Below are 23,222 nucleotides of genomic sequence, written 5' to 3'. Positions count from 1 at the left end.
TGTCACCGGCTCCGGCGTAGACCTGACGGCCATGAGACGACTTGTTCCGTTGACCCTCCTGCTGCTGGCCTTGCTCGCCGCCTGCGACAACGGTGGATCGGCGCCCGGGGCGGGCCCGACGACGAGCGCGAGGGCGGTGAACTCGATGGCGGACTTCGCCAGGTGCCTTCGTGAGCACGGCCAGAACGTGCCGGACCCGGATCCGAACTCCGCCGAGCAGTCCCTCGCCGCGCCTGCCGGGGCGTCGAGCCAGGAGTGGAACGCGGCCACGCGGGCCTGCCGGCATCTGCTGCCCGACGGCGGAGCACCGCAAGTGCAGGACCAGCAGGAGCTCGACGGGCTGCGGGCGTACGCGGTCTGCATGCGCGAGCACGGAATCGACATGAGCGACCCCGACCCGGAGACCGGCCAGAGCACGATCGGTGGGCGCCTCGCCAACGCGGACCGGGCCGTGATCCAGAACGATCCGGGCTACCAGGCGGCGCAACGGGCGTGTGAGGGCAAACTGGCCGGGCCGAAAGGCAAGGGCAAGTGAATCGGCGAGCCATCGTGGCGACCGGCTCGGTGGTGCTCGCCGGGGCGGCGGTCGCCATGATCGGCATCGGCGGGCAGGGTTCGGCGCCGCCGTCCCGGGCAGCGGACTTGCCACCGGCCACCGCGCCCGTGATCCGAACGACGTTGACGCAGACGCAGGACGTGGGCGGGACGCTCGGCTACGGCACCGCGGTCCCGGTGACCACGAGTGGTCCGGGCACCCTCACGTGGCTGCCGGAGCCGGGGTCGGTGGTCGGCCGTGGGCGGCCGGTCTGCAAACGGGACAACCTGCCGGTGCCCCTGCTCCTCGGCAGGCTGCCGCTCTACCGGCAGCTACGGTCCGGACTCGACGGCGACGACGTCAGGGAGGTCGAGGACAACCTCGCCGCGCTCGGCTACACCGGGTTCACCGTCGACAGCAGCTACACGGCGGCAACCGCGAGCGCGGTGCGCGAATGGCAGGACGATCTCGGGTTGCCCCGGACCGGTGTACTCGACCCGGCCGGCGTCGTCGTCGCGCCCACCGCGTTCCGGGTCACGTCGATCACCGGGCACGTCGGCGACCACGTGGGTGGTCAGCTGCTCACCTACACCGGCACCACCAGAGTCGTGCAGATCGCCCTCCCCGTGGCCCTGCAGACATTGGTCCGGCCCGGCATCGCGGCAAAGATCACCCTGCCGGATGCCAAGAGGGTCCCCGGCACCGTCGTGACAGTCGGGTCCGTGGCCGTCGCCGGGCAGCGGGAAGGCGACCCCGCGACCATCGCGGTCACCGTCCGCGTGGCGGACCAGGCCGCGCTCGGCACCCTCGACCAGGCGCCGGTCACCGTCAAGCTGATCTCGGCGACCGCACAGGACGTGCTGACGGTCCCGGTCGCCGCGCTCACCGTGCTCCCCGACGGCCGGTACGCCGTGCGGGTGGTGACCGGATCGGCCGGCCACCTCGTGCCCGTCGACCTCGGCATGTTCGCCGACGGCCGGGTGCAGGTCGCCGGCGCCGAAATCACCGCGGGCACGCGGGTGGGAGTGCCCTCGTGATCACCCTTGATCGGGTCGGCAAGACCTACCCCGGCGGTGTCCAGGCCCTTCGCGACGTGTCGCTCACCATCGAACACGGCGAGTTCGTCGGCGTCGTCGGTCCGTCCGGATCGGGCAAGTCGACGATGCTGCACCTGATCGGCGCGCTGGACCTGCCGTCCAACGGCTCGGTCACGGTCGCCGGGTACGACCTGTCCCGGCTCTCCGATCGCCGGCTGTCCGCGCTGCGCGGCCGAACCATCGGCTTCGTGTTCCAGCAGTACCACCTCGCGGCGGGCGTACCGGCGCTGGACAACGTGGCCGACGGCCTGCTCTACGCCGGAGTCGGGCTGCGCGAGCGGCGGCGTCGTGCCGAGCGGGCCCTACGCCGGGTCGGCCTGGAACACCGCACCACCAACCGCCCGCACCAGCTCTCCGGTGGCGAGAAGCAGCGGGTGGCGATCGCCCGTGCCATCGTCGGCGAGCCGGAGCTGATCCTGGCCGACGAACCCACCGGAAGCCTCGACTCCCGCTCCGGGGCACAGGTGCTGGAGCTACTGCTCGACCTGAACGCCGCCGGAACCACAGTTGTGGTGATCACTCACGATCGTGAGATCGCCGCCGGTTTGCCGCGCCGGGTGGAGATCCGCGACGGGCAGGTGATCTCGTGACCACCGCGACGCAAGCCGCCCGGCTCTCCCCTCGGGACGTCGTCCGGGTCGGGGCGGCCGGCCTGCACACCCGCCCGCTCCGGGTGGTGCTCTCCGCGCTGGGCATCGCGATCGGCATCGCCGCGATGGTCTGCGTGGTGGGCATCGCGAGCTCGAGTGCGGCGAGCCTGGACCGCCGGCTCGCCGCACTCGGCACGAACCTGCTGAAGGTCGCCCCCGGCCAGAGCCTCTTCGGCGACGCGTCCCACCTGCCGACCGAGTCGGTGGCGATGATCGGCGGGCTCGACCGCGTCACCTCGGTGACCGCGACGGCGAAGCTGACCACCGCACACGTGTACCCCAACGACCGCACACCGCCGGCGGAGACAGGCAGCCTCTCGGTGCTCGCCGCGCGGACCGACCTCCTCGGCACGGTCGGTGGTCGAGTGGCCGGCGGCACCTGGCTCAACGCAGCGACCGACCGGTACCCCGCGGTGGTGCTCGGCTCGACCGCCGCGCGGCGGCTCGGTGCCGGGACCGCGACGGTGGACACCCAGGTCTGGCTGGCCGGCCGGTGGTACACCGTGGTCGGCGTGCTCGACCCGGTCCCGCTCGCGCCGGAGCTGGACTACGCGGCGCTGATCGGCTGGCCGACTGCGATGTCCGACCTGCGCTTCGACGGGTACCCGACGACCATCTACACCCGGACCCGCGACGACGCCGTCGTGGACGTGCAGGGAATCCTTGCCAGGGCAGCCAATCCGGAACACCCGAACGAGGTCAGCGTGTCACGCCCATCGGACGCGCTCGTGGCCAGGCAGGCCGCCGATGCCACCTTGACCGGGCTGCTGCTCGGGCTGGGCGCGGTCGCGCTGCTCGTCGGTGGCGTCGGCGTGGCCAACACGATGGTGATCTCCGTGCTGGAACGGCGCCCGGAGATCGGCCTGCGCCGTGCGCTCGGTGCCACCCGCGGGCAGATCCGCATGCAGTTCCTCAGCGAGTCGCTCCTGCTCTCCGTGCTGGGCGGGCTCGGCGGCGTAGTGCTCGCGACGGCGGTAATCACCGGATATGCCACCTACCAGGACTGGCCCGTGGTGGTACCGGCCTGGGCGACCGTCGGCGGCGTGCTCGCCACGCTGGTGATCGGCGCCGGTGCCGGCGTCTACCCGGCCTGGAGAGCCGCCCGCCTCTCGCCCACCGACGCCCTGAGCACGACCTGAACACGTCGGCTCCCGTCACCGGGGTCACGACGCGCCGGCGCTTCGATGCTCGCGGATGTGAACCGGTCGGCCGGGCTTCCCGGGGCGGGTAGTCGCGACCGGGGTCCGGGAGTACCGGACCGCGGACGTCGAGTACACCGGGCCCGATGGGCGAACCAGGACGGAGACCTTCGAACACAACAAGGGTGGGATCCGCCCGGGCCACCGGGTCCATATCCGGGTGTGACCGGATGAGCGGCGGGCGAAATTCGACGAAGGCGATAAGTACACCGCGCCGATCGTGGTCGGTAGTATGCTGACTCTGCTCGGCGAGGCCGCCACCGTGGTGGTTTTCACGTGGCACCATTGCGCACGACGATGGTTCGTGTAAGAAGGGTGACTCTGCGCTACAGTCATCGCATGATTTCCCCAAACACGGGAGATATCCCACGTATGGGGGTTCAAGTCCCCCTTTGAACACGCAGACATGGGGTAATCTCCCGCGTTCTGGGCGCTTCCCGCAACCCGGCCGCGCGGATCGTCGCCTGTGGGTTCGAGGGTGCGCGGGTCGGGACATTACTGATAGCCGATGACGCTGGTGGTTTCGTGGTCATGGCGCAATGACGCTGCCGTTGTTACTTCGGGTGGGCCGCTCGGGGTTGTCGGGAGCTGTGGTGTCGCCGTGCACTTGGAATTGTCATGAGTGTCGGTAAGCCGGTTCGGGCGTGAGCTCACCCAGCTGGCAATGGACTCGAACGCGTCCGGGTCGGTCGCGGAATTTGTCAAGGTGGGTGAGACCAGTGGGTGTTAGGCGGCTTCGGGCTTGGGCTCCTGGCTGGTGTCGTCGGCTGGTCGGTTGATCCACACGGTGGCGGGGAGATCGAGCACCTTCGGTGCCGTGGTGATGCCACCGAACCGGTGCGGGTGCCTGGCCCGGACCTGCGGAACGCCGTGGACGGTGAAGATCTGTTCCATCAGTTCCTTCGCCAGGACACCGGATTCGTGGGCGTGGACATGGACGCCGACGATGAACCGGGAGTAGATATCGATCATCACGTACGCGTCGAAGTAGGTGCCTTTCACCGGCCCTGCGAGCTTGGTGATGTCCCGGCTGTAGACCTGCCGGGCTGCGGTCGCGACCAGTTCCGGGCAGACGGCCGAGGGATGGCGCGCCAGCCGGCGGCGTTCCTTGACCTGCTTGTTCTCCGCCAGCACCCGGTACATCGTGGACACCGAGCACACGTAGACGCCCTCGTCGAGCAGCTGGGCATAGATCTGCAACGGCGCCAGGTCCACAAATCGTTCGCTGGTGAGCACCTGGATTATCCGCAGGCGTTCGGAAACGGTCAGCTTGTTGACCGGGTCCGGCGCCGGATGCGCCACGACCACCGGCGTGGGCGCGGCGGCGGTCGTGCCGTGACGGATCGCCGTCGAGCGCGCCAGCCCGGTCAACCAGGCGGCTTGCCTCGTGGGCACACCATCGGCGGTCATCGACGCGTAGGCGTGGGTCAACGCTTCTTGCGCTTCTCGTCGGAATCCGCTCTCTCGGAAAGACCTTCCAAGAGAGCGTGCGCTTTTCCCATGATGTCCAGAGCCGTCTCGGTGGTGTTCAACCGCTTGCTCAAACGGGCGTTCTCCCGCGTGAGCCGCGCGATCTCAGCCTGCTCGGCGGACAGCCTGCCGACCTTCTCGCCGGGCTTTTACCCGCCAGCACGCCGGCATCACGCTGCTTGCGCCACTCGCTGATCAACGACGAGTACAGGCCTTCCCGCCGCAGGTACCCGCCGCCGTCGCCCTGCTCGCACGCCGCCTCGTAGGCGTCCAGATGCGCGAGCTTCTCCGACGCGGTGAACGTGCATCGCCGCCGTGGCCCGTCGCTGCGCGGGTGCTGGGAATCCATCCTCTCATTGTCGCCCTCGACTACCGGGGACATGGTCTTGCGGGTCATGTCAGTCGATCCGTATCTCGCCCTGCATCAGGCCGGGTTGCTGTGACCCAGTGGACTCAACTCACCCTGACACGCAGGGCCTCGGCGATCTTCCCGGCCTGGAGCAGGCTGAAGTAGCGGCGAACGACCGCACCGACGTCGGTCTTGGCGGGGTGCTCCGTCCAGATCTGCACCCCGAGACGCTACAACACCGCAGGTAGCCCTCCGTGAAGTCGCTGCTGACCGGGTCCGCAGCTCACACTCGGAGCAGGGTGTGCACCTCGCCGAGCGGGTCGGTAGCGGCGAGCACGCGGGCGCCGTCGGGGAGCAACCGCAGTGGGCCGGAAGAGGTACGCGCCGCGAGCAGCGCCTGCTCCCAGATCAGGACGATCTGGACGATGACCGCCTGGTAGGCGTGGTGGGCGTCGCTTCCGCGGGGCTTGCCGAACCGGCGGTAGATCTCCTTGTCCAGCACGTTCCTGGCTCGCTCGCGCCCCAGTCCGACACCCGTGAACGTCACCACGAACGTGCTGGCAGCGAGCGGGAGGATCGCCTCGCTGAGCAATGCCTCGGCGCCGGCAGTGGAACTCTCGGTCATGAACAGCACAGTACCGACAAACGTGTGGGAGCAAGGCGCGGCCGCGGCGTACGCAATCTGACGTACGTGAGATCAGAGCGTGAGCGGATGATGCGGGCGCTCGTGGTGGCGAGAGTAGGAGGCGACACCACGAGAGAAGGACTGCACCAAGCTCTCGCGGGCCATATAGGGACTTGGTCGGGGCGGCTGCTGTTTGGCGGTGAACCGGGTGCTGGAGGGAGAGCCGTTCGCTGCACCGGAAATCCGGATCTCATGCATGGCGTGGCGAACTGCCGGGCGAGACTGATCGACGCGAGCGGGGGGCTGCTCCCCTTGCCAGTACCCGGAGTCCAAACGCGATCTGCCAGAGGCCGATGAAGAGGGTCGGCAGCCGCTCGTGGATACCGGCCGGGGACCCTCCGCCGTCGTGGCCGTTTGCCGCTGAGACGGCTGCGAAGAACAGTGCGACGGCGATGAGCGACAGAACACCGCTCGCGCTGGAAAACGCAGCCCAACCACGAGACATGCGGACCGCTGTGACGAGGATGGCGGCCGGAAACGCCAGGAAGACCACCAGAGCTCCGATGCTGTGTATGGTGCCGCCAGGTGTGACGATGCCGGGCTGCCCTGGGGGGAAACCCAGGATGGGGTCGGTCCGGAACGTGCCGATGACCAGGAGCCCCAGCCCGGCGAGGGCAAGGAGGGCAAATCCCCACGCGCTGACCGCGCTCGAACGTCTGAGCCCTTCGGCAAAGCACAGCGTAAGTACTCCGTAGAGCACGAAGCTGGTGTCTTGGATCCAGCCGTGGTCGGCCAGGCTGAGTGTGCTGATGGTGTTGTGCCATGAGCTGTAGCCGGCCTGTGTTGCCCCGTTGACCACATAGGACGCGACGAAGGCTATCGGCCCGGCTGCGCCTGCGGCGAGAAGGACCAGACGTGTACGTAGTACGTTCATATGTACAACGTACACACGCTAGGATACGTTGTACACATCTGGGAGGAAGTGGCATGACGTCCCTGTGGGAGCGGCTCGAACAGGCGTCCACCGCGGCCCGGCCGGCCCTGTCGGCTCAGCGGATCGCCACGGCCGCGGTGGGCATCGCCGACTCGGACGGACTGGACGCCATCACCATGCGACGCCTCGCCACCGAGCTGGGTGTCGCCCCGATGGCCGCCTACCGCCACGTGTCGGGCAAGGACGACGTCCTCGAGCTGATGGTCGACCTCGTCTACGGCGAGGTCGACGTCCCCGACGGCGCCGGCTGGCGCGAGACCATGCGAGCGTTCGCCACTGGCATTCGCGCCCTCGTGGTGAAACACCCGTGGCTGACCCAGCTTTCCGCGCCACGGGCAGCGTATGAGCTGACGCCCAACCGGATGGCCCTCGCAGAGCGGGCGTTCGCCTCCCTGCGGGGCTTCGATCTCGACGCCGACACGATGATGAGCGTCTTCCGCACGGTCGCCGCCTATGTGCACGGGGCCACGAGCGCCGAAATCGGCCTACGCCAACTGATGCAGGAGAAGGATTGGGCCAGCGGCACCGAGGCGAGGACCGGACTGTCGGCGCAGATGACGTGGCTGCTGGGCACGGGCCGCTATCCGACGTTCGAACGCTACGTCCACGAAGGCACCCGCAAGGACGACCTGCGATGGCAGTTCGAGACCGGGCTGGAACACGTCCTCGACGGCATCGCCGCCCATCTCGGCTGATCAACCACACCGCCTCGGCGGGCGGTGATGCCGACTGCTTCCTCGTCGGTCGGGTTCTCCTCGCGGTGCGGCACGTACGGCGGCACGAAGATGTAGTCGCCGGGGCGCACACATCGAGGCGGCCGCCGCGGGCCGCTTCAGCCCCGACGGCCGGACTCCGGTCAGTACCGGATACTACTGGACCGTCCGCGTCTGGGATGTCACGCGCGGCGCGCTCACCGCACCGGTGGTCCTTACCGGACACGCCGACACCGACACCGGTGCGTCTTCAGCCCGGACGGGAAGTCACTACTATCGCCAGTCGCGACAGAACCGTCCGCACTTGGTCCATGGCCGACCCCGCCAACCGGTATTGACCGCGGCGGTGTCCGACCCGGACGCCCGGATACCGCCCTAGACCGAGGATTCCCGCACCTTCTACACCGTCGACGACACGCTCACCCCGCGTTTGGGGCACCGATCTCGAGGCCGTCGCTCGGCAGATCTGCAGCCACGCCGGCGCGCCGATCACACCGGTGGACAGGGAACAGCACTTCGGCGACGACCTCTACCGGCCGTCCATTTCGCCGATGGTCCCGAGTATGGAGCTCTCACCCGCGCATTTCTGATCGACGGCGGGGCATGCATGGTCGAGCGCGGGTTCCAGGCACGAGAGCTGCCGCATGCGGCAGGAGTCATGACCAAAGGCGCAGCCGGTGACTCTGCGCTACAATCAACGCATGATCTCCCCAAACACGGGGGATATCCCACGCGTGGGGGTTCGGGCCGGCGTCGGCGAGGCGGTAGCCATAGGGTGGCCGACCGCCAAGGAACCTACCCTGCACGCAGGTCTGAATGTGCATCGCAGCCAGCACCCGGTGCCGGGCGCGCAGCACCTCGCGACGCGACTGGGACCCGAGCGGCGGCATCAACGCCTGGTGTACCGGGTCGTCAAGGTTCACCGGACCGCCCGCTTCGGGTAGCCACAGCTGGATACCCTGCTCCCGGAGCGCGGTCAGCACGTCGTCGAACTGGTCTCCGTAGAACGCTCGCTTGTGCTCTCCGATGACGACGGCGTCGAATGAACGGTTCGGTTGTTCCGCTGCTGCGATCAGCTGTGCAGCGGCCGGCCGTTCGCGCCAAGGCAGCCGACGCGAACACCCTTCGTCGAAGTACTCCGCCACGATCACGCCGTGCCCTCGGATTGTCTCCTCGGCGACCTCGCGCTGCCGCCCCGACGACGTCGTCCGGTCCTGGAACTCGACCGTGGACATCCGCCCGTAGAACGCGAACCTCAGCCCATGGCCACCGACGGTTCGCCGGCTAAGCCGGGCACCGGCCCGACGCGGGGATACGGAGCCTGTCACGGCGGCTCTGTGGAGACTGCTGAGCATCGTGCACCTCGGTGCTTGGGGCGGTTCGGGTCGAGGGCGGAACGCAGTCGCCTGGCACCTGCTGGCGCCGCCTGACCGAATGGCACGAGACCGGCGTCTGGCACAGCGCCGGTCATTCCGGCCAGTTCAGGCGCGGCGAACGGGCACCCGGGACGGCACGAGGTCCGTGGGGAATGTCGGCCCGGCGGCTGATCGCGCGACGGTGCCGCGGGCAACCCTGTGGCGACACGACGGCGTCACGTTCCACGCTTGGGTCCGGCCGCTGCTTCCGGACGAAGCGGACTGCCGGGCGATCGAACGGCGCTATCTGAGGTAGCCGGCACCGTGACCGTGTGCCGTCCCGGTCCCGCGCCGGTGCTTTCCTGGCAGGACGCCGAATGTCGGTGCAGTGCCGGGCGCGGATGCGGGCGGCGGCGGGCACGATCGCCGCGCCGGCGACGAGCGCACCGATGCCGGGCCGTTCGCAGGGTGCGGGACTCCAGGCCACGGTGACGTACTGCGCGGCCAGGTAGGTCACTCCGCCGACGAACGCGAGCAAGGCCGGCTCCGGGCCGTAGGCGCCGGCTCGCGAGTCGGGTCGACGCCGGCGAGGCGGGGAGTCCAGTCATATCGTTCCACGTACCGCGACCCGCCGGCGGTTCTCGGCAGTTTGCCGGGCTCCGGCTCACCGCTGTGCGCCGCCGAATTGCCCGGCCAAGTTCGGGACCACGGATCCGAGCGCGTCTGCAGTGGTCAACGCGGCGACGTAGCGATCAAGGCCGTTGCCGCTGTTCTTCATCGGGGACATGCTCGGTGTCGAGCCGGTGGACCGCCCGGATCTGCTCTGCTGGTCGGACGACATGATGGGTGGGCTGGGATCGCCCGATCCCGCCCGCCTGTCCCGCGCGATGACGGCGTTCAGCGAGTACACCGGCTACATCGCCGAGCGGATCGCACGGCGACGGCGGGACGGCGACGAGAGCGGCCTCGTCGGCGTCTTCGCCAACGCACCGTCGCCGGGCTCCCAGGCGAAGTCCTGATCAGACGTCGCCGGCCAGGTCGCGTCGGACAGGCGCGACCTGGCCAGGACAGGCTGGCTACGCTCCGGTCAGTGGACCTGCCATTGCTGGTTCGTCCCGCCGTGGCACGTCCAGAGCACGATCTTCGTGCCGTTCGTGGTGCCCGCGCCGTAGGCGTCGAGGCACAGTCCGGACTGCACGCCGGTGATGGTGCCGTTGGAGTTGACGTTCCACTGCTGGCCGCCGCCACCGGAGCAGTCCCAGATCACCACCGGGGTACCGGCACTCGTGCCGCCGCCCTGGGCGTCCATGCATTTGTTGCCGTAGACGGTGATCTGTTTGCCGGCGGTGCGGTTCCACTGCTGGTTGCCGCCGCTGTTGCAGTCCCACAATTGCACCGCGGTGCCGTTCGCCGTCCCTGCCCCGTTGACGTCGACACACCTGCCCGCCGACACCGACGTGATGGTCCCCGGCGTACCGCCACCGCCCGGCCGCTGGAACAGGCCGAACTCGGCGATCGCCGGTACCGCTCGGGAGCCGGTGATCCGCAGTCGCACCTGGCTGGTGGTGACAGGCGAGGACAGGCGGATGAGCTTCTTCTGGCCGATCGTGGTGTCGCTCGCGATCTGGTTCCAGGAGGTGCCGTTCCACGCGTCCACGGCGTACGACTTGACCCGCTGGCCGATGTTGAGGTCCTCCTGCGTGGAGACGACGTCGAAGGTACGTGCAGCCGGTAACGTGAACACCAGTCCGCCGGTGGTGGAGGTGAGCTGCCAGGAGGTGTCCAGGTTGCCGTCCAGCGCCAGGTTCGGGGTGTGCCCGGCGGTGTTGGCCGATCCGGTGTCGTCGGCCACCGTGGCGCCGCCGGCGAGGTTGGTGCCGAACGTCCCGGTGATCCTGGCGTTGAGCTGGGACAGCGCGGTCACGGCCGACTGGTCGAACACGCCCTGCCGGTTCGGCGGGACGTCCAGCAGGAAGTTGCAGTTGCGGCCCACGGAGCTGTAGTAGATCTCCTCCAGTTCCTGGGCGCCCCGCCAGGTGTCACCGGGCTGCCAGAACCAGTTGTGGTGCGCCGACAGCGTGCCGTTGCACTCCGGGGGCGACCAGCGCAGCAGGTTCCACGCGCTGGTCCCGTCGGACTTGCGCTGGGACAGCAGGCTGTCACTGCCCAGATCGGGGGCGGCGTAACCGCCGGGCGGGTTGATGACGGTGTCGGCGGCGGTCGCGGCGTTGCCGGTGAAGGGCACGACCGACCATTCGGACTGGCGGGCGTAGCCGTTCTCGTTGCCGACCCAGCGGATGTCCGGCCCGCCGTCGTTCTCGATCGCCGCGCCGGGTTGCAGCCCGCGGACGATCTTGATCCAGTCGCTGAAGTTGTACGGCTGGTTGCGGCCGGTCGGGTTGGCGCCGTCCAGCCACAGCTCGTCGATGCTGCCGTAACGGGACATCAGCTCGTAGAGCGTGTTCTCGTAGTAGGTGTTGTAATCGTCCGAGTTGAGGTGGAACGTCACCCCGTTGACGACCTCCGAGGAGTCGCTGGGAATGGTCACCGCCCTGGCCGGGCTGCCGTTGGCGAACTTCCCGCCGGGCTGGTTCTCGTGCAGGTCGGCCGGGGACAGGTAGATACCGACTTTGAGCCCGTACTTGTGCATGGAATCGGCGAAGTTCTTCACCACGTCGCCGTTGCCGCCTTGCCACGCGCGGTCGGACGCGACTCCGAACGCGGACGCTTTGGAGGGGAACAGCAGGAAGCCGTCATGGTGTTTGGCGGTGAGGACAGCCCCTTTGAACCCGGTGTCCTTGAGCGAGGCCGCCCACTGGTCGGTGTTCAGGCCGGTGGGCTGGAAGATGTTCGGGTCCTCGGTCCCGGTGCCCCATTCCCGGCCGTCGAAGGTGTTGACGCCGAAGTGGATGAACGCCATCTGCTCCGCCCGCTCCCAGGCCAGCTGGCGCGCGGAGGGCACGACGTTCGCGGCGTTCGCGATGATCGTGGCCGGTGCGTCGTTCGGCGCCACGGCGATGACCTCGGCCGGGTTCGCCGCGGCGGCCGTGTTGGTCATGGACAGGGCGAGTACGGCCGCACCAAGTGCGGACAGTGTGCGCCTCTTCGGCACGGATCTGATGTCCATGGCTGTGATCCCTCGTTCAGGCTGGTACGAACTGCCATTGCTGGTTGGCGCCGCCGTTCGCGCTCCACTGCACCACCTTGGCGCCGTCGGTGGTGGCCTGGCCGTACACGTCGGCCAGCAGCCCGCTGTCGTGGCTGACGATCGTGTAGTAGCCGTCGCCGGTGGACCGCAGGTACCACTGCTGGTTGGTACCGCCCTTGCCGCTCCACTGCTGCACTTGCAGCCCTTCTGTCGAGGAAGAGCCGTTGACGTCGAGAACCTTGCCGCTACCGGTGTAGGTCAAGGTGACCGCGCCGCCGGTGGTGCTGACGGTCCAGGGAAGGCCGCCGGTCTGGTGGACGACCAACGCTCCCATCCGCGGTGAAACCATCATTCGAATGTTAACGTGAACATTTGAGCGATGATTCAGCGACATGGAGAAAACGGATGACCACCAGGGAGCGTGCAGGGTGCGAGACGTCGATGTCACGGATACTCCTGGAACGGATTCGAGGGAGTGTGCTCGAAGGTGCGCACCGCTCAGCTGATGTCGCCCGTGGAAATTCGACACAATCGACACATGCGCGACGCCAACGGTGAATCGCGGGCTGCGCAGCCGATCGCGGGGTTGCCCCATTTCTGGTTGGCTCCGCTGACATCCGAGCACCTGCCGCCGCGCGTGAACATGCCATTGGTGAACGCCCGCAGCTGGGCAGGGCCTGCGTTGCAATCCCATGTCTGTACGGCCGAGCCACTGCTTGGCGCACCCCAGCCGGTCGAAGCTCGAGGATGCACCTGCCGGCCCCGTACCCCGGCTCGAACAGGTAGTCCCCAGGATCGCGTTTCGCGCGGTTTCGGGGTGGTCCACCAGCAGGTGGGTGTTTCCGCCGCCACCGCCTTCGCGGTGGGGGTGTCGATCACGAGCCCCGACGGCAAACCCGGCCGCCGAGGGCCGGTGGGCCGCCCGCCGCGAGGATGTCCTTGACATCAACCGCCTCCGGAGTGTGTGCCGGTCGAGGTACCTTCCAGCGTCAGCCCGACGCGCGAGGAGAGCCCGGTGTGTTCCGCGCTCGGCTCGTGGACGCGCTGTCAGCTGCGCAGGCTCCATCGTTGGTTGGCCCCGCCGTTGCACGACCAGAGGATGATCTTCGTGCCGCCGGCTGTGCCGGCGCCGCTGGCGTCCAGGCAGAGGCCGGACTGCGCGCCGGTGATGGTGCCGTTCGAGTTGACGTTCCATTGCTGGTTCGCCTGGCCGTGGCAGTCCCAGATGATCACCTGGGTGCCGTTGGTGGTGCCCTGGCCGTTGGCGTCGAGGCACTTGGTGCCGTAGACCTGCAGCCCTCGGTCGGGCGTGGTGGTCCAGCGCTGCCGGTCGGCGCTTTGGCAGTCCGCCAGCTGCACCTGGGTTCCGTTGGTGGTGGAGCTGTTCGGCACCTCGACGCACCGGCCGGACTGGCTGCCCACGATCTGGGCGCTGCGCGGCGGGCTGCCTCCGCCGGGTGGCGCGTACTGGGCGGCGGTGATGTTCGCCTGTACAGCCTCTTCGGTGGCGTTGGACGGGTAGCCGGAGGTCAGAACGCCTTCGTAGAAGGTTCCGGCGCCGGAAACGCTGTTGTCTCCGCCGATGCCGAGCAGGATCGCTCCCTGCTTCTTCATCGGGTGGTACCCGCTGGGGCGCGGACCGTCGAACGTGGTCGACAAACCACCTGACTGCGCGTCCCCGCTCCGGATGGCCCAGTGGTTCGGTTCGCCCTTGACGATGGCGGTCACGAAGCGGTGGTTGACGGTCGGGTTCGGGTTGTGGCCCGCGTTCACGCCGGAGAACAGTCCCCACTCCAGGTCGGCCATGACCCACGGGCCCGGGCCGTCCCCGTAACCCCACTGCCGGTCGGCTCCGAAGTAGACGGTCTCCATGATGGCGGGCGCGTCGGCGTGGTTGGTCGTCTGCGCGTTGCCGTAGTCGAAGCAGCACCAGTTGTTGTAGTGGACGCCGTCGACGACCGCGTAGATGCCCTCCGGCTGGTCACCGGTCGCGACGCCGTGAGTGCTGTTGTTGCGGTAGCCGGTGCCGGGTGAGATGTAGACGCCGTACGCTTTCTGCCCGCCGACGGTGATCGGGGCCGCCGTCGCGTCGGCGAGGTTGTCCCAGCCGCCGGGTGCGGGGCCGGGCCAGTTGCCGGGGGGCGCCTGGGTGAGGTGGTTGCCCTTGCCGGACTGGTCGTAGATGACGGTGATGAGGCACGTCGTGCCCGCGCAGAACGAGTCCTGGGCGGCGGCGTCGGCCGTACCGCCCGCGCTGAGCACGCCGATGTCTCGCACGGTGTTGTCCGACGCTCGCTTGACCTGGTACAGCGGGCCGTTGTACGAGCCGTACAGCGCGCGGGTCGTGCTGTGCGCGGCCACGCACGGGGTGCCGCCCGAGGCGTAGACGTCGCATGGTCCCGTCGTGGCGGCTTGCGCGACGGGAAGAACGGGTGCTCCCACGGTGACGGTGAGCGCGAATGTGGTCGCGACGGCAGCCGTGATGCGAGCGGAAGCGGAAAAGGTGGTTCGCCGTTGAACCATGACGACTCCGAACGAATCAGTAGTACTCGAATCGGTTCGACTAGACATCGAACGATACGCCGTCTCTGCCTGCTACAGCAAGAATTGAACTTGTCGAATCGGTTCGCTCCGCCCGCCGGGTGTGAGAGCGGTCGTCGGTGACGGTCACCGTCGCGACGTGTCCGGTGCTCCAGCCGCCGTTGACGTACCGGCTTGCCGAGCACCCGGCCAACGGCCGGACCACGGTCACCGGCAGCGGTAAGGTGAGGTCGCCGCCGCCGCGGTGTCCGTACCGGTGAGCATCATCGCCACGAGGGACGCCGTGACCGCTCGTCGTTTCCGCCATCGCCGGCAGCCATCGACGTCTCCACCCGATCCCGTGCGCGGACGATTCCGTTCGCCGTCAGGATGCCGGAGGGGAGGTGACAGCTGTCAAGCTTTTCCGGGTCCAAGGTGAATTCCGTTGTTCGGTAAGGAAAATCCGGCCGGGCCGGAGGTGGTGACCCGTGAAACTTTCACCGCGTCCCTGATCGGTCACCCGGTCCTGATCACCATGGCAAGACCGCATCAGGCTGTTCACGAGGCTCCCGCCGGCCGGTGAGAGGATTCCTCCGGCGCGCCGGTCTCCTTGACGGGTAGTTCGATGTGGATCCGGGTGCCGGTGCCGCCGGAGGATTCGATCGTGACCGTTCCGTCGTGGGCGGCGATGGTGTCGGCGACGATCGCGAGCCCGAGGCCGGAGCCGGGCAGTGCACGGGCTTCGGGGGCGCGCCAGAACCGTTCGAACACGTGCGTGCGGTGGTGTGCGGGAACACCCGGCCCCTCGTCGGTGACACAGATCCGGCCGGGCTCCGACTCGACCATGATCGTCGACCCGGCCGGGGCGAACTTGATCGCGTTGTCGAGCAGGTTGACCACGCAGCGCTCGAGTGCGCCCGCATCACCCACGGTGGACCATTCGGTGGCCTCGACGTCGATGTGGTGCCTGGTGGAACGACTTGCCGCGCGCCGTACCGCCCGCTCGATGACGGTGTGGACCCGGACCGGCAGGTGATCGAGGGTGCGCTGGTCCCTGGCGAGGGTGACCAGTTCGGTCACCAGTTCACCGAACTCCTTGGATTGGGACTGGAGGCTGGCGATCAGCTGGCGCCGATGGGCTTCGGGAAGCGGCCGGCGCGCGTTCTCGCTCCGGGCAAGCAGATCGATGTTGGTGCGCAGGCTGGTCAGCGGCGTGCGGAGTTCGTGAGCGGCGTCGGTGACGAGGTCGCGTTGACGGCGCCGGGATTCGGTCAGGGCGTCCGTCATCGCGGCGAAGGCCCGCCCGAGCCGGCCGGCCTCGTCCCGGCCGCTGACGTCGACCGGCGTCTCCAGATCCTGGGTGCGGGCGATGTGCTCGGCGGTACTGGTCAGCCGTTCCATGGGCCGCAAAGCCTGGCGGGTGAGCAGGAGACCCGCGGTTCCGGCCACGGCGACGCCGATGAGAGACACTGCGAGCAGGGCCGCGCGCAGGCCGGCGAGAGCGTTGTCGATGTCGGCCACGCTCCGGCTGGTGATCAGCACCGCGTCGCTGCCGAACGGCCGCACCATGGCACGCACGGTGACCCCGCCGGCGGTGACCCCGTCACGCAGCTTCGCCGTGGTGACGGCGAGATCGGCGGCGGTGGTGACGACCGGGTCGACTCCGTCGGGCACACAGGTGGAGCCGTCCCGGAAGAGGAACTGCAGGCCTTCGACGAATCGCTGGAGTGGCTTCCCGGCCGCGGTCTTCCGGCACATGGCCTGGAGGTCGGGGAGAGGTGGTGCCCGGTCGGCCGCGCCGGGCGCGGGCGGGATCGGCGCCTGGGTCAGCGTGTCATCGAGCTGGGTGCGGAGGTTGTGTTCGGTGACCAGCCAGGCGATGACGCTGACCCCGGAGATGGACAGGGCGACCACGAGGGCGGTGGTCAGCGCGATCCGGCTGCGCAGGAGCAGTCGTCGTTCGCGGGCCGGACGACGCCGGCGCCTCATCCGGGCTCACGCAGGACGTAGCCGACGCCGCGGGCGGTGTGGATGAGCCGGGAGCCCCCGCCGGCCTCGAGCTTGCGGCGCAGGTAGCCGACGTAGACGTCGAGACTGTTCGTCGCGGGTTCGTGGCCCCAGATCTGCTGTTGCAGGTGAGCGCGGCTCTGCACCCGGCGAGGTTCGGCCATCAGCTGAGCCAGCAACTCGAACTCCGTCGGGGTGAGCGTGAGCGCGTGCCCGCCGCGGTTGGCCTCCCGGGTCGCGAGGTCGAGCTCCAGGTCGCCGAACCGCACTACGTGCCGGGCCGGCACGGCGCCGGCCGGTCGAGCCCGGCGGGTCAGCGCGCGGAGCCGGGCGAGCAGCTCTTCCAGGGCGAACGGCTTCATCAGGTAGTCGTCGGCGCCGGCGTCGAGGCCGGTGATGCGGTCGCCGAGGCCGTCCCGAGCGGTCAGCATCAGCACCGGCATGCGCTCGCCCGCGGCACGCAGGTTCCGGCATGCTTCGAGGCCGTCGGTGCCGGGCATCATCACGTCCATGATCACCAGTTCGGGACGCAGGGCGGTGGGCCCGATGCACTGGCGGACGGCTTCCGCGCCGTCGGCGGCGGTAGCCACGTCGTAGCCTTCGAATTCGAGACTGCGTTGCAGGCTGTCGCGCACGTCGGGATCGTCGTCGACCACCAGGATCCGCAGGGTGATCACCTCATTCTGCTTGCGTCCTCAGGGCAGGGACCGTTCCGCCACCCGGCGAGGCGGAACGGTCCCGTTCGGGTGACCTCAGGCGTGGCACTCGTTCAGCGTCGACGAGTCAGTGCCACCGTAGGCCGCGGGATCGATCTTGGTGCAGTGCTGCTCGATCCACTGCGAGCGGGCACTGGCAGCCCCGCCGGCCCCGCCGAACATACCGCCCGGGCCGCCGGCCCCCATGCCGGAGGACGGGCTGAGGACGAACCTCAGGGTGCCGTCGGCGACCCAGCGCTGCAACTGCCCGACCGACGGCGAGTCGTCGGTCCCGCTGAACCCGCCCATGCCGATGACGGTGTCGTCCGAACCGAGGATGTAGGGCGCCGCCATCATCGCGGAGCCGTCCACCGCGAGCGTGATCGCCGCGCCACCGCCGTGCTGTTCGGCATAGGCGAGAACCTTGCGTTGCTCCGTGCTGAGCCCCGCGGCACCACCGAACATGTTCCCGGCCATTCCGGCACCCGGGCCGCCGGCGTCCGCGGGCCGGCCACCGCCCGGCTGCTGTGGTACCTGGCCCCCGGTGGGCATTCCGGGGACCTGCCCGTTCGAGGGAAAACCGCCGGTACCCGACGGAAGGCCCGGCAGCTGTCCCTGCCGCATGCCGCCACCCATTCGCCCGGCACCGGGAAAACCGCCGCTCGGGCCCGCGGCCGGGATGTTCCCGTTGTCGCTACCGGTGGTGGCCGTCGCCACCGACCACGCTCCCGGGGTCACCAGCGCCGCGACGAGCCCGATCAGCACGGCCGGGCGCTGGGCCCGGCCGAACTGCGCCGGCGCGGTCCTGGCGACGGCCAAACCCGCGACGGTCAGCACCGTGGCGACCAGCACGACCCAGCGGAGCCAGCCGAGATAGCCGGTGTCGCGGGACACCAGGACGAAGGCCCACCCTCCGGTGATCGCGATCGCGGCCGGCAGCAGGAGCCAGGCAGACCCGTCCGGGGCGCGGTAGAACCGCCAGAACTTCGCCAGGCCGGCGGCGGCGATCGCGGCGATCGCCGGAGCGAGCATCGTGGTGTAGTAGGAGTGCCAGATCCCCTGCGCGTAGCTGAACACGACGGCGGTGACCACCAGCCAGCTGCCCCACATGAGCCAGACTCCGCGTGCTGCCCGGTCGGTGGCCGTCTTGGTGGCGATGCGGCGGATTCCGCCCACGCTGGCCACCGCGATGACCAGCAGAGCGAGGGGGAGCAGCCAGCTGATCTGGCCGCCGACGTCGGCACCGAACATCCGGCCGGGACCGATGTCGCCCCCGAACATGCCACCCATCCCGCCCGTGGGCAGATCCATCCCGGCCGGCAGTTCCAGGCCCGAGGGTCGCGCGCCGCCGCCGGGCATGCCCTCGCCTCCGCCGAAGATCCGGCCGAAGCCGTTGTACCCGAAGATCAGGTCGAGGGCGCTGCCGTCGGTACTTCCACCGATGTAGGGCTTCTCGCCCGGCCACAGGTCCACCAGCGCGACCCACCAGAACGACGACGCGACCAGGACGGCGGCCGCCGCCAGGACGTCGAGGATACGGCGTCTGACGGGTGCGCCGCTACCGGCGAGGTAGGCCGCAGCGAATCCCGGAACCACGATCCAGGCCTGCAGCATCTTGGTGACGAACCCGCAGCCGATGAAGAACGCGCACCACAGCAGCCAGCGGGTCCGTGGCCGGCTCTCGGTGGCCTGGACGGAGCGGGTGAAGGCGTAGGCCGCGGCCACGAGCAGCAGGACCAGCAGCGTGTCCGGGTTGTTGTCCCGGTTGATCGCCACGGTGATCGGTGTGACGGTGAGGATCAGGGCGGCCGCCAGCGCCACGTTCTCGCCCGCCCACCGGCGCACCGTGCGGTGCAGCAGGACCACCGCGGCCACGCCTTCGAGGACCTGCGGCACCAACAGCGCCCAGCCGTGGAACCCGAACACCCACGTCGACACCACCTGCGGCCACAGGCTCATCGGTGGTTTGTCCACAGTGAACACGCCGTAGGCGTCGAACGAGCCGAACAAGAAGTTCGTCAAGCTCGACGACATCGACTTCACCGCCGCCGAGTAGTAGGAGTTGCCCATCCGGCCGTCGGCGATGCCCCAGGCGTAGAGGATCGCCGCTCCCACGCAGATCCCGGCGAGGGCCCACGGCTGCCATCGCCGTTGTGGGCGCACCGGCGGATCGGGATCCCGCGTCGCGTGGATGTCGGTCGTCCTGATAGACAAGTCTTCTCCTTTTGTGGCGGGCGGATCAGGCTGTTGGAAGGCGTTCAGATCGTGGGTTCGGCGGTGCTGGCGAACACCCAGCCGCGCAGCAACAGGAAGCGCCCGATGGTGCCGACCACCGAAGCGATGGCCAGTACCAGTACTTCCACCAGTTGCGACGGCGCGGCGACGAGCGCGTGCAGCCCGAGCAACGCGCCCGAGGTGAAGGCGTAGTACAGGCCGAACACGACCAAGCCCTTCAGGTGCGCCCGGTCGGCACCGCCGCGGCGCCTGGCGAAGGTGAACCTCCGGTTCGCCTCGGTGTTGAACAGCGTGCACAGGACGAGCGCCAGCAGGTTGGCTCCGAGCACGGGCAGCCACTGCCGCAGCAACGCGTACAACACCAGGTACGCCGCGGTGGACAGCACACCGATCACGGCGAACGACAGGACCTGCCAGGTCATCGTGGGGTTCCCGGCGCCGATCACCGCGTCCGGGTGGGCCGCGCGCGGCTCGGGGCGCCGGGGCAGATCCGGGATGCGTGCCGTGCCCACGGCCTTCGCCCGCGCGACCCGGATCAGCCCCCGGAGATCATCGCGGGCGGTCGAGACCACATCCACCCGGCTGTCGACGTCCTCCACCCAGTCCACCGGTACCTCGTGGATGCGGAGCCCGTTGTGTTCGGCCAGCAGGAGCAGTTCGGTGTCGAAGAACCAGGCGTCGTCCTCCACGTGGTCGAGCAGCTGCCGCACGATGTCGGCGCGGGCAGCCTTGAAGCCACACTGGGCGTCGGAGAACCGCGCGCCGTGGGTCCACTTGATCACGGTGTTATAAGCGCGGGAGATGAGTTCCCGTTTCGGACCTCGGACGGTCCGTGAGCCGGGCGCCAGCCGTGATCCGATCGCCAGGTCCGAATGTCCGTTGACCAGCGGCGTCACCAACGGCAGCAGGGCGTCCAGGCCGGTGGACAGATCGACATCCATGTAGACGACGACGTCGGCCGGGCTTGCGCGCCATGATTCCTTCAGGGCGTGCCCGCGGCCCTTGCGTTCCAGGCGCACCGCGCGCACCCGCTCGAACTGAGCGGACAGTTCCATCGCCAGTTCGAAGGTGCCATCGGTGCTGGCGTTATCGACGATGGTGATCGAAGCCGGGAAGGGAAATTCCCGAGCCAGGAAGTCGTCCAGCACCCGCACGCAGCCCGGCAACGACCGGACCTCGTTGTACACCGGTACGACGATGTCCACGGTCGCCGTCGAGAGCGTTGCCATGGTGCCGGGTGCTGCGGATGCCGCCCCGGTTGCCCTGTTCCCCGTCATCATCACCAATCTCTTGCCGCCCAGCCGGACAGGCCGGCGCCATCCGGCGCCGCCGGATCAAGTACCTCCCGCGTACGTGAAACCACGCTCTGGGCAACCTGAAAAGATCATGAGAAGCGGAACTCCGCGCAGGGCGTTGCCATGTCGTCCACTGCGAAACTTTCCTGTATCGGCATCACCCGACCTGCCGGATTTCTTGGCCGGGAGCAGGAATCTGATACCCGGTGCAGTGAACGAAATTGCTGCCATTCCCGGCGGGGTACCGGTCGGCTTCAGATCGCCGGCTCACCTGCTCTGCACCCCACGTGCTCGCCGCTCTCAGCAGGGGATGCGCCCCGCGGGCCACGTGGTGGCCCGCGGGGCGAAGAACGGTATTCGAAAGCGTTGGTGAACGATCCCCGCTGTGTTTGCGGGTAATTTTCGCGACTCGGTCAGAGCCCCAGAAGGGGCACAGGCGTTGTGCTCCAGGATGTGGTCGACCTGCTCGGTCGGCAGGCCGGCGTCCTCGATGGGGGTTCGTGCTCGCAGGTACACGTGGAAGTTGGCGGCGTCCCACCACATCTTCTTCCATGCCTCCGACGGCTCGGAGAATCCTTGCTGCCAGTAGGGGCGGTTGTCGTCGATTCGTTGGGCGAGGAAGGGCAAGGGGCCACCCAGGTGGGCGACAAGGACCTTGATGCCGGGGTGGCGCTTCAGGACTCCGGCGGTCATGAAGTGCAGCAGGCCGATGGTGTCCTCGAACGGCGCGCCGACCACCCAGCGCAGGCCGTGGTCGGCGATCAAGGGGGATGCGGCGTCTGGCCGGAGGCGTGGATGTAGAGGATCGCGTTGCGGCGGCTGAGCTCGGCCCAGAGTGGCTCGAACGCCGGGTCGCCGAGGGTCCGGTGTGCGACTTCGGTGCCGATGGAGGCGCCGAGGAGGCTGAGGTTGTCATGGCGCGGGCCAGTTCTTCGGCGGCGGCTTCGCCGTGCGGAAGCAGTGTCGTGGCCAGCCCGGCGAAGCGTCCGGGGTACCGGGCGATCAGGTCGGCGTAGAGGTCGTTCGCGAGCCCGGCACTGTCGATGGCGTGGGCGGCATCGTCGAAAGTCGGCAGCTGCGGGGTCGCGGACAGCAGTTGCATGTCAACGCCGGCGGCGTCCATCAGCGCGAGGCGGTTGTCGATCTCGCCGGGCCCGTCGCCGGCGCCGAGGCCGCGGGCGATGGGGGTGAAGTCGCTGCCGTGGCTCTCGAGCTTGTCGAGGTAGCGGGTGGGGAAGTAGTGGGCGTGCATGTCGATGCGCACGGGTGTTCGCTTCCAGGTTGCGCGGATGGTTCTGTGGTGGGGTGGTGTTACCGGGGTTCCAGCACCAGGACGGGGATCGTGCGGCGTACTGGGGGAACGCCGTGACGGCGTAGTCCCACCATTCCGCCCGTTCCTCGCCCTCGAGCTCGCGGGCGAGGAAGGCGCGGGTCTCGGTGCCGTCCTGGAGGTCGGGATGCCCTGCGGCGCCGCTCTTGGAGGCGACGACGGCGTAGCGGCCGTTGTGTTCCACGCGCACGACGGGCGTGTGGCGCACCTTGCCGGACTTCGCGCCACGCAAGGTGAGCAACACGATCGGCAGGCCCTGTGCGTTGAGACTCCTGTGTTTCGCCGAGCGGATGTCGCTCGGTCAGTTCGATGTGGTGGTCAGTCCGAGGCCGGGGGTGGCCGGGGGCCGTGGTGGTCCCCGGCATGGGGTCGGGGCGTACCCGCCAGAGGACCAGCCGCCCGCCCAGGACGCCGACGGCGCCCGCGACGAGATAGCCGGTGTCCAGGCCGGCCACGATCGACGCGGCGGTCGATTCGGTGCGGGGGGGCTTGTCGGGCGGCGGCCGCGCCGACGAGGCCGGGATCGTGGGCGTGCTCGCGACCGTGGTCCGGAACACCCGTCACCCGCACGGATGCGGACCGTCCGCTGCTGCGCGTACTGTCGCATGACGGGCGCGCCTCCTACCCCTCGCTTGCCGGGGAGACGGGGTGGTCGGAATCCACGGTGGCCCGGCGCTGCGAGCCGCGGGGGTCCTGTTCTTCGACGCCGACATCGACGAGAAGGCACTGGGCTTCCGCGCGGAAGCCCGGCTGGGGGCCGCCGTGCCCCCGTCGCAGCTGGCCGAGACCGGCGCGGCGATCGCCGCCCACCCGGAGGTCGCGTTCTGCGCCGCCACGACCGAGGTCACCAACATCCTCGCCGCCGTCGTGTGCCGGGACGGACCTGACTTCTACCGGCACCTGATCGAGCGGATCGGAGGGCTGCCTGTCGTGCGCGAGGTGGAGACGGCGCCGTTGATCCGGACGGTGAAGTGGGCCGGTGCGCTGCCCTGAACGTCGGCTCCG

At 69.1% G+C, this 23,222-nt stretch carries 21 protein-coding genes and 3 pseudogenes; 9 read left to right on the top strand and 15 right to left on the bottom strand.

The annotated features are described in order from the left end of the window. The first annotated feature begins 31 nt into the window (after nucleotides 1-31). Genes ACLJQF_RS33755 through ACLJQF_RS33740 form a run of 4 tightly spaced genes read left to right on the top strand, consistent with a single transcriptional unit; the run spans nucleotide 32 to nucleotide 3,421 of the window. Nucleotides 32-535 (top strand): hypothetical protein, encoded by a 504-nt coding sequence (locus ACLJQF_RS33755; protein ID WP_410614394.1) that lies wholly within the window; start codon nucleotides 32-34, stop codon nucleotides 533-535. Continuing rightward, nucleotides 532-1,572: a peptidoglycan-binding protein gene (locus tag ACLJQF_RS33750; protein ID WP_410614393.1), complete on the top strand. Its 1,041-nt coding sequence runs from the start codon at nucleotides 532-534 to the stop codon at nucleotides 1,570-1,572. Before ACLJQF_RS33755 ends, ACLJQF_RS33750 begins: the two co-directional genes overlap by 4 nt. Beyond that, complete coding sequence (locus ACLJQF_RS33745; protein WP_410614392.1) at nucleotides 1,569-2,222, top strand: ABC transporter ATP-binding protein; 654 nt, start codon at nucleotides 1,569-1,571, stop codon at nucleotides 2,220-2,222. The genes ACLJQF_RS33750 and ACLJQF_RS33745 overlap by 4 nt, the downstream gene beginning before the upstream one ends. Further along, the gene (locus ACLJQF_RS33740; protein WP_410614391.1) at nucleotides 2,219-3,421 is read left to right on the top strand and encodes an ABC transporter permease; all 1,203 of its coding nucleotides are present in this window, start codon (nucleotides 2,219-2,221) and stop codon (nucleotides 3,419-3,421) included. Before ACLJQF_RS33745 ends, ACLJQF_RS33740 begins: the two co-directional genes overlap by 4 nt. Nucleotides 3,422-4,207: 786 nt before the next feature. Here ACLJQF_RS33740 and ACLJQF_RS33735 read toward each other — a convergent pair. From ACLJQF_RS33735 to ACLJQF_RS33720, 4 genes are all read right to left on the bottom strand, one after another. Continuing rightward, entirely contained in the window at nucleotides 4,208-4,912 is a 705-nt protein-coding gene (locus ACLJQF_RS33735) for a hypothetical protein (protein WP_410614390.1), read from the bottom strand. A 109-nt stretch (nucleotides 4,913-5,021) separates the two neighbouring features. After that, a complete protein-coding gene (locus tag ACLJQF_RS33730) occupies nucleotides 5,022-5,300 on the bottom strand; it encodes a hypothetical protein (RefSeq protein WP_410614389.1) in 279 nt (92 codons plus the stop codon). A gap of 283 nt (nucleotides 5,301-5,583) precedes the next feature. Then, nucleotides 5,584-5,925, bottom strand: coding sequence for a hypothetical protein (locus ACLJQF_RS33725; protein WP_410614388.1), 342 nt, complete (start codon nucleotides 5,923-5,925; stop codon nucleotides 5,584-5,586). 250 nt (nucleotides 5,926-6,175) lie between these two features. Continuing rightward, nucleotides 6,176-6,859, bottom strand: coding sequence for a DUF998 domain-containing protein (locus ACLJQF_RS33720; protein WP_410614387.1), 684 nt, complete (start codon nucleotides 6,857-6,859; stop codon nucleotides 6,176-6,178). Nucleotides 6,860-6,912: 53 nt separating this feature from the next. Between ACLJQF_RS33720 and ACLJQF_RS33715 the strand changes: the two genes are divergently transcribed. After that, a complete protein-coding gene (locus ACLJQF_RS33715) occupies nucleotides 6,913-7,614 on the top strand; it encodes a TetR/AcrR family transcriptional regulator (RefSeq protein ID WP_410614386.1) in 702 nt (233 codons plus the stop codon). A 674-nt stretch (nucleotides 7,615-8,288) separates the two neighbouring features. On the opposite strand, the gene ACLJQF_RS33710 is transcribed toward ACLJQF_RS33715, so the two are convergent. Next, nucleotides 8,289-8,867: a hypothetical protein gene (locus ACLJQF_RS33710; RefSeq protein WP_410614385.1), complete on the bottom strand. Its 579-nt coding sequence runs from the start codon at nucleotides 8,865-8,867 to the stop codon at nucleotides 8,289-8,291. Between the two features lie 497 nt (nucleotides 8,868-9,364). On the opposite strand from ACLJQF_RS33710, the gene ACLJQF_RS33705 reads away from it, so the two are divergent. Both ACLJQF_RS33705 and ACLJQF_RS33700 read left to right on the top strand, forming a co-directional pair. Continuing rightward, nucleotides 9,365-9,499 (top strand): hypothetical protein, encoded by a 135-nt coding sequence (locus ACLJQF_RS33705; RefSeq protein WP_410614384.1) that lies wholly within the window; start codon nucleotides 9,365-9,367, stop codon nucleotides 9,497-9,499. A gap of 273 nt (nucleotides 9,500-9,772) precedes the next feature. After that, nucleotides 9,773-10,006 carry a hypothetical protein gene (locus ACLJQF_RS33700; RefSeq protein WP_410614383.1) on the top strand — a complete coding sequence of 78 codons (234 nt, stop codon included), beginning with the start codon at nucleotides 9,773-9,775 and terminating at the stop codon, nucleotides 10,004-10,006. Between the two features lie 68 nt (nucleotides 10,007-10,074). Here the strand turns inward: ACLJQF_RS33700 and ACLJQF_RS33695 are convergent, their stop codons facing one another. The 10 genes and pseudogenes from ACLJQF_RS33695 to ACLJQF_RS33650 all read right to left on the bottom strand — a co-directional run. Continuing rightward, complete coding sequence (locus ACLJQF_RS33695) at nucleotides 10,075-12,114, bottom strand: RICIN domain-containing protein (RefSeq protein ID WP_410614382.1); 2,040 nt, start codon at nucleotides 12,112-12,114, stop codon at nucleotides 10,075-10,077. Nucleotides 12,115-12,130: 16 nt separating this feature from the next. Further along, the gene (locus ACLJQF_RS33690; protein WP_410614381.1) at nucleotides 12,131-12,484 is read right to left on the bottom strand and encodes an RICIN domain-containing protein; all 354 of its coding nucleotides are present in this window, start codon (nucleotides 12,482-12,484) and stop codon (nucleotides 12,131-12,133) included. Nucleotides 12,485-13,182: 698 nt separating this feature from the next. Next, the gene (locus ACLJQF_RS33685; protein WP_410614380.1) at nucleotides 13,183-14,658 is read right to left on the bottom strand and encodes an arabinofuranosidase catalytic domain-containing protein; all 1,476 of its coding nucleotides are present in this window, start codon (nucleotides 14,656-14,658) and stop codon (nucleotides 13,183-13,185) included. 555 nt (nucleotides 14,659-15,213) lie between these two features. Continuing rightward, nucleotides 15,214-16,644: an ATP-binding protein gene (locus tag ACLJQF_RS33680; RefSeq protein WP_410614379.1), complete on the bottom strand. Its 1,431-nt coding sequence runs from the start codon at nucleotides 16,642-16,644 to the stop codon at nucleotides 15,214-15,216. Next, nucleotides 16,641-17,330, bottom strand: a complete 690-nt coding sequence (locus ACLJQF_RS33675; protein WP_410614531.1) for a response regulator transcription factor — start codon at nucleotides 17,328-17,330, stop codon at nucleotides 16,641-16,643. The genes ACLJQF_RS33680 and ACLJQF_RS33675 overlap by 4 nt, the downstream gene beginning before the upstream one ends. Nucleotides 17,331-17,414: 84 nt before the next feature. Then, the gene (locus ACLJQF_RS33670) at nucleotides 17,415-19,571 is read right to left on the bottom strand and encodes an ArnT family glycosyltransferase (protein WP_410614378.1); all 2,157 of its coding nucleotides are present in this window, start codon (nucleotides 19,569-19,571) and stop codon (nucleotides 17,415-17,417) included. Between the two features lie 44 nt (nucleotides 19,572-19,615). After that, nucleotides 19,616-20,821: a glycosyltransferase gene (locus ACLJQF_RS33665; protein WP_410614377.1), complete on the bottom strand. Its 1,206-nt coding sequence runs from the start codon at nucleotides 20,819-20,821 to the stop codon at nucleotides 19,616-19,618. A gap of 366 nt (nucleotides 20,822-21,187) precedes the next feature. Next, a complete protein-coding gene (locus tag ACLJQF_RS33660; protein ID WP_410614536.1) occupies nucleotides 21,188-21,652 on the bottom strand; it encodes a hypothetical protein in 465 nt (154 codons plus the stop codon). 157 nt (nucleotides 21,653-21,809) lie between these two features. Further along, nucleotides 21,810-22,139: pseudogene (locus ACLJQF_RS33655) on the bottom strand (amidohydrolase family protein); the annotation flags it as partial. A 148-nt stretch (nucleotides 22,140-22,287) separates the two neighbouring features. Beyond that, nucleotides 22,288-22,425, bottom strand: a pseudogene (locus ACLJQF_RS33650) (nitroreductase/quinone reductase family protein); the annotation flags it as partial. Between ACLJQF_RS33650 and ACLJQF_RS33645 the strand changes: the two are divergent. Both ACLJQF_RS33645 and ACLJQF_RS33640 read left to right on the top strand, forming a co-directional pair. Further along, nucleotides 22,393-22,845: pseudogene (locus tag ACLJQF_RS33645) on the top strand (hypothetical protein); the annotation flags it as partial. The pseudogenes ACLJQF_RS33650 and ACLJQF_RS33645 overlap by 33 nt on opposite strands. A gap of 20 nt (nucleotides 22,846-22,865) precedes the next feature. Further along, complete coding sequence (locus ACLJQF_RS33640) at nucleotides 22,866-23,210, top strand: Lrp/AsnC family transcriptional regulator (RefSeq protein WP_410614376.1); 345 nt, start codon at nucleotides 22,866-22,868, stop codon at nucleotides 23,208-23,210. The last annotated feature ends 12 nt before the right edge of the window (nucleotides 23,211-23,222 follow it).

Origin of the sequence: Amycolatopsis sp. lyj-109, assembly GCF_046548995.1 — a bacterium.
Lineage (GTDB): Bacteria > Actinomycetota > Actinomycetes > Mycobacteriales > Pseudonocardiaceae > Amycolatopsis.
Note: the sequence above shows the minus strand (reverse complement) of the source record. Positions and strands in the feature narration are given on the sequence as shown.